Source organism: Mycobacterium rhizamassiliense (genome assembly GCF_900157375.1).
Classification (GTDB): domain Bacteria; phylum Actinomycetota; class Actinomycetes; order Mycobacteriales; family Mycobacteriaceae; genus Mycobacterium; species Mycobacterium rhizamassiliense.
This window is the reverse complement of the sequence record NZ_LT721901.1, coordinates 3,152,538-3,165,506: the sequence shown is the minus strand read 5'-3', so window position 1 is coordinate 3,165,506 and position 12,969 is coordinate 3,152,538. Positions and strand designations below refer to the sequence as shown.

Here is a 12,969-nt window from a genome sequence, read left to right as displayed (position 1 = left end):
CTGTTCGCCTAGGCCGTGCTGTCGCGCGGGATGTCAAGCGTGGCAATCGGGTACAGGCCCGACGTGTCGCGGCCGTCGCGGGCCAGCGCCATCGGCAGGTAGGTCACGACGTGCGAGGCATTCGGCTTGTGTTGCTGCCAGTCCACGAAAGCGCGCAGCGTGTAGTGCCCGGGCGCCAATCCGGACAGATCGACGTGCGCCGTCTCGGTGCACGACGCGGCGACCGGCTCGTCGCGCGACGAGCTGGAGTCGTCGTGGCTCAGCGTGTTGAGCTTGCACGTCGCCGGGAAGGTACGGATCGCCGTCCCGGCGTAGTCCACCAGCTTGTAGCCGGGGACCCAGTTCTCGGTCGCGGCGGCCGAGCCGTAGTTGGTCCACACCACCGAGATGGACGCCACCTTGCCCTGGATCGACTGCGACCCCGGCTGCGCGTCGACCGAATACCGGTAACCCGCGGTCGCGTTGACTTGGGCCCACCGGGCATACGCGCCACGGTCCATCGCCGAGGTGGAATCCCGACCCGGGAAGTTCGCGCTCGACGTCATCGCGACGTGGTACCGGATGACGTCGTGCAGGCCCCTGTCGTAGTAGGAGCGTGCGTCGGTTCCGTCGGGGGCGTTGCACCATTCGCTGATTACCAGCGCCGAGGTGAACCGCTGCTTGAGCGCGTTGACGACCGCATCGTTGGTGCGCACGTATTGGGAGTCGTTGGACTCGGCCCACGACGGCAAGGGCGACTGGGCGCCAAGACAATCCGTGCGGATGCCGACGGGCGCGGACAGTTTCTTCGTGACGTCGTCGGCGAGCAACTCGCGCACGATCTCCGGATTCTGCGGCGTCACCACCAACTGCGTGTGGGGAAACGCAGTCACGTTCGCCGCCACCAGCTGCCGGACGGCGGCCGGGCCCGGCACGCCCACCTTGTCACGCAGAGACGCGACCGGGTTCTTGCTGAAGTCCCCGTAGCCGGAGAATTCGAAGACGCTCAGTCGCTCGTCGCCGTCATAGCGACGGCCCAGCGCGGCCAGCAGCTGCCCGAACGCGTCCAGATATTTGGGGTCGTTCCAATTCGGCACCACCTGCGTGACGCCGTTGCCGTTCGACGGCCCGGGGTAGGCGGTGGACGCGGGGCGCGCCCAATCGGGAATGGCGATGTTCGTGTTGTTCGAGTAGCTGGTGTCGCAGCAGGAGTTGTAGGAGTACACCCGGAGCATGAGCCGCATATTCCGGCTGGATAGCTTCGTCAGCGCGTCGTCGATCGCGCTGAAGTCGAACTTGCGGTCGTCGGGGGCGTCGCCGGGCAGCGTGCCCGGATCGACGGGCTGCAGCTGCCGCCACGAAACAGCGAAACTCGCGTCGTAGGAAGCGGGCCAGGCCGGATACGACTGCTGCGCGGGATTGCCTTGCGGGAAAAGCGGAATCAACAGACCTTCATACTGGCCGCGCAGCGGGTTGGATATCTCCTGAGCGGTCACCGGCAGCGCCGGGCTGACCATGGCGCTCAGCGGACCTGGGTCATTGTGCTTTGCGCAGGCGCTGAGGGACAGCGCCGTGCATGCGGCGGTCACCAGCGCGAACTGCTTGCATGTTCCGACCATCGAGACCAACCTAGATCCCGGCCGGCAAGAACGTTTTGCGGGCTGGCCGCACACCACGAATTCCGCCGCGCATCGATTACGCTGATGGCTCCACAAATCACGCAGAGGACCACCAAATGCCTGTCGCGGGATCGGTCAAACGCTGGCTCGCGCCTGCGGTGAAGATCGTTGCGCCCCGCCGGTTCTGGCAGCGTAAATATCGCATCCTCGAAGAGCTCGGACGATCGCGACCGGACCTGCAGCTGGCGGTGTCGATGTGCGATCCGGACCGGGTTTCGGTGGACATCGGGGCCGACGTCGGCCAGTTCACGATCGCGATGCTGGCGGCGTCGCGTTCGGTGATCGCGTTCGAACCGCGGCCTGCCCAGGCCCGCGAGTTGGCGGAGATGTTCGGCGCGGTCGGTGCCGCGGTGCGGCTCGAGGCGGTGGCGCTGTCGGACAAGCCGGGCGTGACGACCATGCGGGTGGTGGAGTCCGAGCCGGGCCGCAGCACCATCGACACCGACAACGCCCTGAGCGACGTCGGTGGCGGCGGGGTGCAGAGCATCGACGTGCCGGTCAAGCGTCTCGACGATCTGCATCTGGACGACATCGGCCTGATCAAGATCGACGTGGAGGGCCACGAGGTGGCGGTGCTGCGCGGTGCGGTGGACACCATCACCCGCAACCAACCAGCGATCCTGGTGGAAGCCGAGGAACGCCATCACGCCAACGCCGTCGGCGAGGTCACCGCGCTGCTGACCGAGCTCGGCTACTCGGGCTACTTCGACCTCGACGACGCCCGCCTGCCGATCGAGGAATTCGACCCGGCCCAGCACCAGGATCCGGAGAACGCGGGCCGGCCCGAGGACGACTGGGTGGCCCGCGGCGTCTACGTCAACAACTTCGCCTTTTTACCCAAGGGCGGTTGAGCCGCACGGCGGTGCACAGTGAACCAGCTCACATTTCGGTGCCGCCTGTCACGCTTCGGCGGCCTGCGGTGTCTCCAGGGCACGAGTCCCGTGAGAAGAGGAGACAGCAATGAACGCCCAACCCGCCCAGAGAACACACGTCGTCGTCATCGGCGGCGGCTACGCCGGAACCCTGGCTGCCAATCGCCTGCGCCAGCGGCCGGACGTCGACATCACTTTGGTGAATTCACGTCCGGTGTTCGTCGAGCGAATCCGCTTGCACCAGTTGGTCGCCGAAAGCGGTGCCGCGACGGCCGATTACGACACGCTGCTGGGCGACGGAATCCAGTTGGTCGTCGACACCGTCGCAAGCATCGAGACCGCCGACCGTCGGGTGCTGTTGGCCTCGGGCGCGGCTCTCGACTACGACTACCTGATCTACGCCGTGGGCAGCGCGGGCGCGGTGCCCTCGGCGCCGGGTGCCGCCGAATTCGCGCATTCGATCTCCGACCTGGAAAGCGCGCAGAAGCTGCGCTACGCGCTCGCCGACCTGCCGCTGGCCGCACCGGTCACGGTGGTCGGCGCCGGGTTGACGGGCATCGAGACGGCTTCCGAACTCGCCGAACAGGGCCGCCCGGTGACCCTGCTGTGCGGCGGCACGCTGGGGACCTCGCTGAGCAAAAGGGGCCGGCGTTCCGTGGCCAAGCAGCTGCGCCAGCTCGGCGTCAACATCCTCGAGTCCGCAGCGGCGAGCGAGGTCCGCTGGGACAGCGTGGTGCTCGGCGACGGCGCGGTGTTGCCCAGCGCCGCGACGGTGTGGACGGCCGGGTTCACCGTGCCGGATCTGGCCGCCCGCAGCGGGTTGCGCACCGACGAGCTGGGCCGGTTGCTCACCGACGAGACGCTGACGAGCATCGACGACGACCGCATCGTCGCCGCCGGTGACGCCGCCGCGCCGTCCGGCCAGCCGCTGCGGATGAGCTGCCAGGCCGCCGAGCCGTTGGGCGCCCAGGCCGCCGAGACCGTGCTGGCCCGCATCGCCGGCGGCGCCCCCGCGGCGCTCAACCAGGCGTTCGTCGGGCAATGCATCAGCCTCGGCCGCACCCACGGCACCGTGCAGTTCGCGCGCACCGATGACACCCCGGTGAACCTGGCCCTCGGCGGCCGCACCACCGCCGCCATCAAGGAAGCGATCTGCAAGGGCACGCTGTCGGTCATCCGGCGCGAGGCCGCCAAGCCGGGTTCGTACTTCTGGCTCAAGGGCGGCAACCGTCCGGCGAAGCTGGCGGCCGACCGGCAGGCCGCACTGCGATGAAAGGCGAGCACGCCGAGAGGTTCACGCTGCTGCGGCCCTTGCTGTTCACGATCGCCTACGAAATTCTCGGCTCGGCAACCGAAGCCGACGACGTGTTGCAGGACAGCTATCTGCGATGGGCCGGCGTGGACCTCTCGGCGGTGCGCGACACCAAGTCCTATCTGGCCCAGCTGGTCACCCGCCAGTCGCTCAACGCGCTGCGGGCCGGCGCCCGGCGCCGCGAGGAGTACGTGGGTCCGTGGCTGCCCGAGCCGCTGCTGCTCGACGATCAGGATCCGTCAACGGATGTCGTTCTGGCGGAATCGGTTTCGATGGCCATGCTGGTGTTGCTGGAGACCCTGAGCCCCGACGAGCGCGCGGTGTTCGTGCTGCGCGAGGTGTTCGGTTTCGACTACGCCGAGATCGCCGAGGCGGTGGGCAAACCGGCGCCGACGGTGCGCCAGGTGGCACACCGGGCCCGCGAACACGTGCGGGCGCGGCGCAAGCGGTTCGACACGGTCGACCCGCAGCGCAACGCGGAGATCACCGCGCAGTTCCTGGCGACCGCGGCCAGCGGTGACGTGGACGCGCTGATGGCGATGCTCGCACCCGACGCCGCCTGGATGGCCGACGGCGGCGGCAAGGTCTCCGCGGCGCGGCGGCCGGTCGTCGGCGCCGAGAAGGTGGCCAGGGCCATCACCGGGCTGCTGCGCAAGGCCGGAACCGAGATGCGCGTCGAGATGGTGAACTGCAACAGCGCGCCGGCGGTGTTGCTCTACCTCGAGGCGGAGCTCGCGATGGTGGTCACGCTCGAGATCGCCGGCGACAAGATCACCAACTTCTACGTGATGCGCAACCCGGACAAGCTGGCGGCGCTGGCGACCGCCCGCGACATCAGCCGCGGCTAGTTCTGTCAAGCTAGGGCGGTGCGAATCGAGCCGCTCGGCCACCTTGGCGAGGCACCCCGCGTGCTGCGCGCCGTGGGTGATGCCGCAGGCCGGCTCGACCTGCCGCCGCCGGCCGCGCTGACCGGCGAGTGGTTCGACGCCCTCGCGGTGATCGCCCCGAGCGTGGCGGCCGAGCCGGTGGCGGTGACCGACGCGTTCGCGGTCGAGCTGGGCGCGCCAGGCAGCGAGTGCGGCGCGGTGGGCGGCGGCTGGGTCGGCTACCTGTCCTACCCGGACGCCGGCGCCGACGGGCGGGGCCACCGCATCCCCGAGGCCGCGGGTGGCTGGACCGACTGCGTGCTGCGCCGCGACCGCGAGGGGCAGTGGTGGTACGAGAGCCTGACCGGCGCGCCGATGCCCGAGTGGTTGTCCGCCGCGCTGGCTGCGGCGCCGGCGCCGACGCGCGGCTGCCGGGTCGACTGGGACGCCGCCGACCGGGACGCACACCGCGACGGCGTGCTGGCCTGCCTGGACGCGATCGGCGCCGGTGAGGTCTACCAGGCCTGCGTGTGCACGCAGTTCGCCGGGACGGTCGCCGGGGATCCGCTGGACTTCTTCATCGACGGCGTCGCGCGGACCTCTCCGGCCCGGGCGGCCTACGTCGCCGGTGCGTGGGGTGCGGTGGCGTCGCTGTCGCCGGAACTGTTCCTACGGCGTCGCGGCGAGGTCGTGACGTCGAGCCCGATCAAGGGCACCCTGCCGCTGGACGCCTGGCCGTCGGCGCTGCGCGCCTCGCCAAAAGAGGTGGCCGAGAACATCATGATCGTCGACCTGGTCCGCAACGACCTGGGCCGGGTGGCGGTGACCGGCACGGTCACCGTGCCCGAGCTGTTGGTGGTGCGCCGCGCCCCGGGGGTGTGGCATCTGGTGTCGACGGTCTCGGCGCAGGTGCCCGTCGAGCTGCCGACGTCGGCGCTGCTGGACGCGGCCTTCCCGCCGGCATCGGTCACAGGCACACCCAAACACCGTGCCCGCCAACTGATTTCGCAGTGGGAGCAGAAACGTCGCGGAATCTACTGCGGCACAGTCGGTTTCGCGTCACCGGTGGCCGGATGCGAGCTGAATGTCGCGATCCGCACGGTGGAGTTCGACGCGCTGGGCCGCGCCGTGCTGGGCGTCGGCGGCGGGATCACCGCCGACTCCAACCCCGACGCGGAATGGGCGGAATGCCTGCACAAGGCCGCCCCGGTGGTCGGGCTGCCCTACCCCACCAGCGCGGCGTCGGTCGGTTAAAGCCGGCTAGCCGTCGCGCCGCGACTGCAGCACCGCGTCGTAGAGCTGGCGCGACCGCACGCCCGGATGCGCTGCGGCGACCTCGCCGCAGGCGTCCTTGACGCGACTCCCCTCGGCGACCAGGCCCTCGACCAGCGCGACCAGCGACGGCAGGTCGGTGCGCGGAGTCGCGCCGCCCAGCACGACGGTGATCTCGCCGAGCACGCCGTCTTCCGCCCAGGCCGCCAGCTCGCCGAGCGATCCGCGCAGCACCTCCTCGTGCACCTTGGTCAGCTCCCGGCAGACGACCGCGGGGCGCTCGCCGCCGAGCTCATCCACGGCGTCGCGCAGGCACGCCGCCAACCGGCGCGGCGACTCGAAGAAGACGCAGGTGCGTCGCTCGTCGGCCAGCGTCGCCAGCCAGGTCCGGCGGGCCGCGCCCTTGCGCGGCGCGAACCCCTCGAAGCAGAACTTCTCCGACGGCAGCCCCGAGACGGCCAGCGCGGTCGTCACCGCCGACGGCCCGGGCAGGCACGTCACCGGGACGCCGGCCGCCACGCACGCCGCGACCATCCGGTAGCCGGGGTCGCTGATCAGCGGCATCCCGGCGTCGCTGACCACCAGCACCGTCGCCCCCGCCTTGATCTCGTCGACCAGCGCGGGCACCCGGGCGGCCTCGACCTGGTCGAACATGCTGACCACGCGGCCCGAGATCACGACGTCCAGCGCGGCGGCGAGCGTGCGGACCCGCCGGGTGTCCTCGGCCGCCACCACGTCGGCGTCGCGCAGCGCGTTGATCAGCCGCGGCGAGGCGTCCGACGGCTGGCCCAACGGGGTCGCACCGAGCAACAGGCGGCCATCGGTCATCTGCGCCGCTCCTCTCCCCCGCAAGCGGGAGGTACCCCCACATCGCAAGCCCGCTCTGCATCGTCGCCGACGCGGGTCATGGCGGACAGCCTACGATCGACACCGATGTCTGCCCCGCCCAGCGAAGCCTCCGTCGCCCTGGACAACGGCGCCGAGCGTGTCGTGCCCGTCGTCAGCCCCGGTCCGCTGCTGCCGATCGCGGACTTCGGGCCCACCGATCAGCTGCGCGGCTGGGTGGTCACCGGCATCATCACGCTGCTCGCGACGATCACCCGGTTCCTCAACGTGGGCTCGCCGACCGACGCCGGCACCCCCATCTTCGACGAGAAGCATTACGCGCCGCAGGCCTGGCAGGTGCTGAACAACCATGGCGTGGAAGACAACCCCGGGTTCGGTTTGGTGGTGCACCCGCCGGTCGGCAAGCAGCTGATCGCGCTCGGCGAGGCGCTCCTCGGTTACAACGGCGTGGGTTGGCGGTTCACCGGCGCGCTGCTCGGCGTGGTCATGGTGGTGCTGGTGATGCGGATCGTGCGCCGCATCAGCCGCTCGACGTTGGTCGGTGCCATCGCCGGGGTGCTGCTCATCTGCGACGGCGTCAGCTTTGTCGCCGCGCGCACCGCACTGCTCGACGGGTTGCTGACGTTCTTCGTGGTCGCGGCGTTCGGCGCGCTGATCGTCGACCGCGACCAGGTCCGCGAGCGAATGCACATCGCGCTGTTGCAGGGCCGCAGCGCCGAGACGGTGTGGGGTCCGCGGCTGGGTGTGCGCTGGTGGCGGTTCGGGGCGGGCGTGCTGCTCGGATTGGCTTGTGGGACAAAGTGGTCCGGCCTTTACTTCGTGGTGTTCTTCGGCCTGATGTCGCTGGCGTTCGACGTGGCAGCGCGCCGCCAGTACCAGGTGCCGCGGCCCTGGGTCGGCACCTGGCGGCGCGACCTGATCCCCACCGGTTACGCGCTGGGCATCATCCCCATCGCGGTGTACCTGGCCAGCTACGCGCCGTGGTTCGCCTCCGAGACCGCGATCGACCGCCACGAGGTCGGCCTGACAATCGGCCCGCAGAGCGACTTCCCGTTCCCTGACGCCCTGCGGTCGCTGTGGCACTACAGCGCCAAGGCGCTGCAATTCCACGCGGGCCTGACGAATGCGGCCGGCAACTATCACCCGTGGGAATCCAAGCCGTGGAGCTGGCCGATGTCGTTGCGGCCGGTGCTCTACGCCATCGATCAGCAGAACGTCGGTGGGTGCGGCGCGCAATCGTGCGTGAAGGCCGAGATGCTCGTCGGGACGCCGGCGATGTGGTGGCTGGCGGTGCCGGTTCTGGTCTACGCGCTTTGGCGATCGGTCGTCCGGCGGGACTGGCGCTACGCCGTCGCGCTCGTCGGCTACTGCGCGGGGTGGCTGCCCTGGTTCGCCGACATCGACCGGCAGATGTACTTCTTCTACGCGGCGACGATGGCGCCGTTCCTGGTGATGGCCATCGCGCTGATCTGTGGCGACATCTTGTATCGCCCGGGCCAGAGCCGGGAGCGCCGCACGCTCGGGCTCATCCTGGTTAGTTCCTATGTGGCGTTAGTGGTGACCAACTTCGCCTGGCTGTTCCCGGTGCTCACCGGTCTGCCGATTTCGCAGCAGACCTGGAACATGGAGATCTGGCTACCCAGCTGGCGGTAGTTTGCCGCTTTCCCAGAACTAAAGCGCGTCGCGGGCCACGGGACACGACATGCACCGCGGGCCGCCGCGACCGGTCCCCAACTCCGAGCCCGCGATGGTCAGCACCTCGATGCCCGCTTCCTGCAGGCGGGTGTTGGTCTGCACGTTGCGCTCGTAGGCGACGACGACCCCGGGCGCCAACGCCAGCGTGTTGTTGCCGTCGTCCCACTGCTCGCGCTCGGCGACGACGGGATCTAACCCCGTATCGATGTGGCGCAGCTTGTCGATGTCCATCGCCTTGGCGGCGGCTTCCAAAAACGGGGCCTCGTCGCCGATCGACACGCCGTCGTGCGCGCGCTGAATGGTGAAGGCCGTGAGCTTTTCGACGATGTTGGCGTACATCACCACCGTGTCGACGTCGACCATCGTGCACACCGTGTCCAGGTGCATCTGCGCGCGGCGCTGGGCGATCGGCACGGCTAGCACCGTGTGCGCGAGCTCGTCGTCAAAAAGGCTGCGCGCCAAGGCTTCCGCGCCGGCCGGGGTGGTCCGCTCGCCCACGCCGACGGCGACCACGCCCGGCGCGAGCAGCAGCACGTCGCCGCCCTCGACGGGGGCGGTGCGCGATTCGTAGGCGCGCCGCACCCCGGTGAACCGCGGGTGGTGCGCGTAGATCAGGTCGGTCAGCGACGCCTCGCGGATCCGGGCCCGCAACGCCAGCGACGGGATCACCACCCGCGGCCCGATCCAGATCGACGAGTCGCGGGTGAACACCAGGTTCGGCAGCGGGTCGATGACGAAGTCCGCGCCGTGGTGCATCCGAATCACCAGCGACACGTCGGTCCGGGTGTCGGGCGGCAGCTCGTTGAACGTCATGCCGGCCATCAGGATGTGCGCCAGCTTCGCCGGGTCCAGACCCCGTAGATAGGTCGAGAGCTCCTGCGCCAGCGGCACGCCGAGCCGGCGCGCGTCGACGGCGGCGGCGACGCCCTGCATGCGAGCGGCCCCGCTGTGGTTGAGCGCCTCGGTCAGCAGGTCCGACAGCAGCAGCACTTCCACCCCGCGCGAACGGAGCAACTCGGCGAACTGGTCGTGCTCTTCCTGCGCACGGGCGACCCAGGGCAGCCCGTCGAACAACAGCTGGTCGTTGTTGCGCGGATTGAGACGCCGCAGTTCGGCACCCGGCCGGTGCAGGATCGCGACCCGAAGCGCGCCTACCTCGGAATTCGTGCCCAATTCGATAACACCCACCGTTAAACCGTAACCGCGTCGATCCGGACCGTCGCGCCGTGGCGGACCCGCGCTGGTGGCCCGGCGAGTCCCGATTCCTCGAACAGATGTGCGATAGACTGCGCGCCGTGGGGACCTCGGTACAGGGCTCGCTGTTCGAACACACCGAGCGCAGACAGCTCAGCAACGGCGCGTTCATCGAGATCCGCGCCGGCTGGCTGGCCGGCGACCCCACGATCGAGGAGGACCTGCTCGACGCGCTGCTGACGACAGTGCCGTGGCGCAACGAGCGCCGCCAGATGTACGACCGGGTGGTCGACGTGCCGCGGCTGGTGAGCTTCCACGACCTCTCGGTGCAAGAGCCACCCCACCCCGCGCTGGGCCGGCTGCGGCGGCGGCTCAACGACATCTACGCCGGCGAGCTCGGAGAGCCCTTCACCACCGTGGGGTTGTGCTGTTACCGCGACGGCTCCGACAGCGTCGCCTGGCACGGCGACACCATCGGCCGCAGCAGCTCGGAGGACACCATGGTGGCGATCGTCAGCCTGGGCGCCACCCGCACGTTCGCGATGCGCCCGCGCGACCCGAATCTCAGGGGCCCGTCGTTGCGGCTACCGCAGTCGCACGGCGATCTGCTGGTGATGGGCGGCTCGTGTCAGCGCACCTGGGAACACGCGGTCCCGAAGACGGCGTACCGCAAGGGCCCGCGCGTCAGCATCCAGTTCCGGCCGCGCGACGTGCGCTAGGCATCGGCTCAACCGCGGATCGCGGCGACCGCCTTGACCAGGAGGTCGCGGGCGCGATCGGTGTCGACCTTGGCGGGCGGTTGATTAGGAACGACAAGCGGATTGGCGATGACGATCACCTGATAGTCGCCGAATTGGGCCGAGTAGTCGTAGAGCTGGCCGGTGAGGGGGCCGCCGGCCGCCGCGGCCTGCAACACGCGGTGCACGCCCAGCGTCTGGGCGCCGTCGATGTGCGGGACCTCGACCACCTCGAAGGCACCCCGTATCCCGCCCCCAGAGAACCCCACCTTCGTGCAGCCCTTCCCCGGGTCGTTTACCGGCAGCGGTTGGGAGGTCTCCATCGCGATGACGACGTAGCGAACGCCGTTGCCCTCCGCGGACACCGCGGTCATATTGCCCTTCAGATTCGGTGGGTTGTCCGGCCCCGCCGCCACTTTCGCGCAGTTGGGCGGATCGAAGCTGAGCCCGTCGGGCAGCTTGCGGGAGGCCAGCAGCTTGGGATCGATCGCGCGTTCACCGATGTCGGCGACCTTGTAGTCGGGGCCGAAGCTCGATTTCACTCCGACGAGCTTGGTGATGTCGGCGTTCGTCGAGGGCGCTTGGGTGCCCGAGGAACAACCGGCGAGCACGCACACCGATGCGATCGCAAACGCCAGCCTTGACACCGGGGCTAATCTACCCAACCCGGGCGCTCATCCGCGCAACGTGGACACCGTTTTGACGAGTAGATCCGCGGCGAATTGCGGCGGCAACGCCGGCAGCGCCGACCCCGGGTCGGTGGTCAGCGTCGTGAACGCGTAGTAGTTGCCCAGATAGGCGACGAATGTATAGGTGCGCGAATCTATTTCGGCACCGGACTCGACCGATGACTTGATGTCGCTGACCATCCCGACGGTGTCGGCGCCGTCGATGCGCGGTGGATCGGTCAGGTGAACCCCGATCGTGGTCCGTGCGGCGGTCATGCTCCACTGGCCGCACGCGGCGACGACGTTGGCGTCGAGATCCACCGGGCCGGGCAACGAGACCACGATCGCGTCGACGACGCCACCCGGGCCCGATGCGGACACGCCCTGCGCGGTCTGATCGCGATCGCTGCCCGGGTCGGCCAGGACGGCGCATTGCTGCGGCTTGGCCGTCGCGTCGGCGTCGCGACTCCAAATCGCCCGGGGCGACACGCCACTCGGGATGCCGGTGATGCTTTCATAACCGGGCGGCATGTCCCGGACGACACGCCTGATGTTGGCCGGGTTGACGACGGTGCCGTGCGCCGACGTCGTCGGGTGCGCCGACGGTCGGGGTGCCTGCGCGTGGCCGCACGCCGTGGCCACTACCGCGAGCGCCGCGCCAATCCAGAACGGCCGCATGCCCTTTGATATCACGGGATGCCGGTATCAGCCGAGCGCCTCGACGACCTGGCGGGCGACGCGTTTGATCTCGTCGGCCAGGTCGCGCTTGATGCCCAGGTCGCGTCCGTGCGGCACGTCGATCACCGTCGTGATGACCCCGACGTCTTCGCGCTGCCATGTCGCGCCGTAGTGGTCCATGATGGCGCGCATCGGGACATTGTCGGAAAGCATTCGCGCGGTGAACTTTTCGATGCCGTTGGCCTTGGCGGCAATCGACAGTGCGCCGAACATGAAGGCACCCACTCCCCGGCCCTGATAGGCGTCGGCGACGGTGAACGCGATCTCGGCGATCGTCGGGTCGGTCTCGTCCCGGACGAAGCGGGCGTCGGCCACCGGGTCGCTGCCGTCGGTGATCACCCAGACGAAGTGATCGACATAGTCGACCTCGGACAGGTAATGCATCAGCGCGGGGCTGGGCAGCCGCGCCGTCATGAACCGCCGATACAGCGTCTCGCTGGAGAACTGGATGTGGCCGTGCACCGCGCGCTCGTCGTCACCGGGCAGCACGGGGCGCAACAGCAGCAGCGTGCCGTCGCGCACTCGCACCGGGATCGGCGTGACGAACGCGGCCAGCCGCTGGCGCACGGTGCGCACCAGGCGCGGCATGACGCCGGGAACGTGCACCAGCAGCGTGAAGGCGTCGTTGTCGCCCGTCCACCCGGTGAGCGGCTCGGAGGTGGTGACCGTCGCGATCCGCGGGATGTCGCGCAGCAGGGCGATCTCCCCGATGATCTCGCCGCTGGTCGCGTGCCCGATGGACACGACGCCGTCCGCGTCGGCATGTCTGATCTCGGCGGTGCCCGACGAGATCAGCAGGAACGACACCGCGCGTTCGCCCTGCTGCATCAGCACCTGGCCGGGGGCGGCGCGCAGCGGCTGGATGCGGGCCGCCAACGGCAGCAAGTCCTCGATGGGGCATCCCTTGAAGATGTCCATCGCGGCGAGTTCTTCCGCCCGCCCGGCGATCAACTCGGCCAACCCGCCGCCCTGTTTTCTCGTCCCATCCGCGACGGGCACCCGGCCCATCTCGCGGTCCGATCCGGTTCAGGTTATGGCGTTTGGCGACGACGCAGCAACAATGTCGGAGGTTCGGTGGAAATTTCGGCGGCAATCCGGTGAGAATCCAAGG

General features: G+C 69.5%; 12 protein-coding genes. 6 read left to right on the top strand and 6 right to left on the bottom strand.

The features are described 5' to 3' along the window. Window positions 1-8: 8 nt before the first annotated feature. Complete coding sequence (locus MRAB57_RS15545) at window positions 9-1,598, bottom strand: hypothetical protein (RefSeq protein WP_077088138.1); 1,590 nt, start codon at window positions 1,596-1,598, stop codon at window positions 9-11. 116 nt (window positions 1,599-1,714) lie between these two features. Here MRAB57_RS15545 and MRAB57_RS15540 point away from each other — a divergent pair, with 116 nt between their 5' ends. The 4 genes from MRAB57_RS15540 (at window position 1,715) to MRAB57_RS15525 (ending at window position 5,962) form a co-directional block, all read left to right on the top strand. Continuing rightward, entirely contained in the window at window positions 1,715-2,509 is a 795-nt protein-coding gene (locus MRAB57_RS15540; protein WP_077088137.1) for an FkbM family methyltransferase, read from the top strand. A 109-nt stretch (window positions 2,510-2,618) separates the two neighbouring features. Next, on the top strand, window positions 2,619-3,803 hold the full coding sequence (locus MRAB57_RS15535) for an NAD(P)/FAD-dependent oxidoreductase (RefSeq protein ID WP_077088136.1): 1,185 nt from the start codon (window positions 2,619-2,621) through the stop codon (window positions 3,801-3,803). Continuing rightward, window positions 3,800-4,690, top strand: a complete 891-nt coding sequence (locus MRAB57_RS15530) for an RNA polymerase sigma-70 factor (protein WP_077088135.1) — start codon at window positions 3,800-3,802, stop codon at window positions 4,688-4,690. The genes MRAB57_RS15535 and MRAB57_RS15530 overlap by 4 nt, the downstream gene beginning before the upstream one ends. A gap of 18 nt (window positions 4,691-4,708) precedes the next feature. Then, a complete protein-coding gene (locus MRAB57_RS15525) occupies window positions 4,709-5,962 on the top strand; it encodes an aminodeoxychorismate synthase component I (protein WP_077088134.1) in 1,254 nt (417 codons plus the stop codon). 6 nt (window positions 5,963-5,968) lie between these two features. Here the strand turns inward: MRAB57_RS15525 and rsmI are convergent, their stop codons facing one another. Beyond that, the gene (gene rsmI, locus MRAB57_RS15520) at window positions 5,969-6,808 is read right to left on the bottom strand and encodes a 16S rRNA (cytidine(1402)-2'-O)-methyltransferase (RefSeq protein ID WP_077088133.1); all 840 of its coding nucleotides are present in this window, start codon (window positions 6,806-6,808) and stop codon (window positions 5,969-5,971) included. A gap of 105 nt (window positions 6,809-6,913) precedes the next feature. Here rsmI and MRAB57_RS15515 point away from each other — a divergent pair, with 105 nt between their 5' ends. Further along, window positions 6,914-8,479 carry a dolichyl-phosphate-mannose--protein mannosyltransferase gene (locus tag MRAB57_RS15515; protein ID WP_077088132.1) on the top strand — a complete coding sequence of 522 codons (1,566 nt, stop codon included), beginning with the start codon at window positions 6,914-6,916 and terminating at the stop codon, window positions 8,477-8,479. An 18-nt stretch (window positions 8,480-8,497) separates the two neighbouring features. On the opposite strand, the gene arcA is transcribed toward MRAB57_RS15515, so the two are convergent. Then, window positions 8,498-9,709, bottom strand: coding sequence for an arginine deiminase (arcA, locus tag MRAB57_RS15510; protein ID WP_077088131.1), 1,212 nt, complete (start codon window positions 9,707-9,709; stop codon window positions 8,498-8,500). Between the two features lie 107 nt (window positions 9,710-9,816). Here arcA and MRAB57_RS15505 point away from each other — a divergent pair, with 107 nt between their 5' ends. Then, window positions 9,817-10,434 carry an alpha-ketoglutarate-dependent dioxygenase AlkB gene (locus MRAB57_RS15505; RefSeq protein ID WP_216823744.1) on the top strand — a complete coding sequence of 206 codons (618 nt, stop codon included), beginning with the start codon at window positions 9,817-9,819 and terminating at the stop codon, window positions 10,432-10,434. Window positions 10,435-10,442: 8 nt separating this feature from the next. On the opposite strand, the gene MRAB57_RS15500 is transcribed toward MRAB57_RS15505, so the two are convergent. From MRAB57_RS15500 to MRAB57_RS15490, 3 genes are read right to left on the bottom strand one after another with little or no spacing between them, the layout of a single operon-like run. After that, window positions 10,443-11,099: a DUF5642 family protein gene (locus MRAB57_RS15500; RefSeq protein WP_077088130.1), complete on the bottom strand. Its 657-nt coding sequence runs from the start codon at window positions 11,097-11,099 to the stop codon at window positions 10,443-10,445. A 27-nt stretch (window positions 11,100-11,126) separates the two neighbouring features. Next, complete coding sequence (locus MRAB57_RS15495; protein WP_077088129.1) at window positions 11,127-11,798, bottom strand: DUF5642 family protein; 672 nt, start codon at window positions 11,796-11,798, stop codon at window positions 11,127-11,129. A gap of 27 nt (window positions 11,799-11,825) precedes the next feature. Next, window positions 11,826-12,776 (bottom strand): GNAT family N-acetyltransferase, encoded by a 951-nt coding sequence (locus MRAB57_RS15490; RefSeq protein ID WP_108638091.1) that lies wholly within the window; start codon window positions 12,774-12,776, stop codon window positions 11,826-11,828. Window positions 12,777-12,969 lie beyond the last annotated feature (193 nt).

Excerpts from the sequence above, each read along its gene's own strand:
- MRAB57_RS15545 (WP_077088138.1), bottom strand. The coding sequence starts at position 1,598 with ATGGTCGGAACATGCAAGCAGTTCGCGCTGGTGACCGCCGCATGCACG.
- MRAB57_RS15540 (WP_077088137.1), top strand. The coding sequence starts at position 1,715 with ATGCCTGTCGCGGGATCGGTCAAACGCTGGCTCGCGCCTGCGGTGAAG.
- MRAB57_RS15535 (WP_077088136.1), top strand. The coding sequence starts at position 2,619 with ATGAACGCCCAACCCGCCCAGAGAACACACGTCGTCGTCATCGGCGGC.
- MRAB57_RS15530 (WP_077088135.1), top strand. The coding sequence starts at position 3,800 with ATGAAAGGCGAGCACGCCGAGAGGTTCACGCTGCTGCGGCCCTTGCTG.
- rsmI (WP_077088133.1), bottom strand. The coding sequence starts at position 6,808 with ATGACCGATGGCCGCCTGTTGCTCGGTGCGACCCCGTTGGGCCAGCCG.
- MRAB57_RS15515 (WP_077088132.1), top strand. The coding sequence starts at position 6,914 with ATGTCTGCCCCGCCCAGCGAAGCCTCCGTCGCCCTGGACAACGGCGCC.
- MRAB57_RS15495 (WP_077088129.1), bottom strand. The coding sequence starts at position 11,798 with ATGCGGCCGTTCTGGATTGGCGCGGCGCTCGCGGTAGTGGCCACGGCG.
- MRAB57_RS15490 (WP_108638091.1), bottom strand. The coding sequence starts at position 12,776 with ATGGACATCTTCAAGGGATGCCCCATCGAGGACTTGCTGCCGTTGGCG.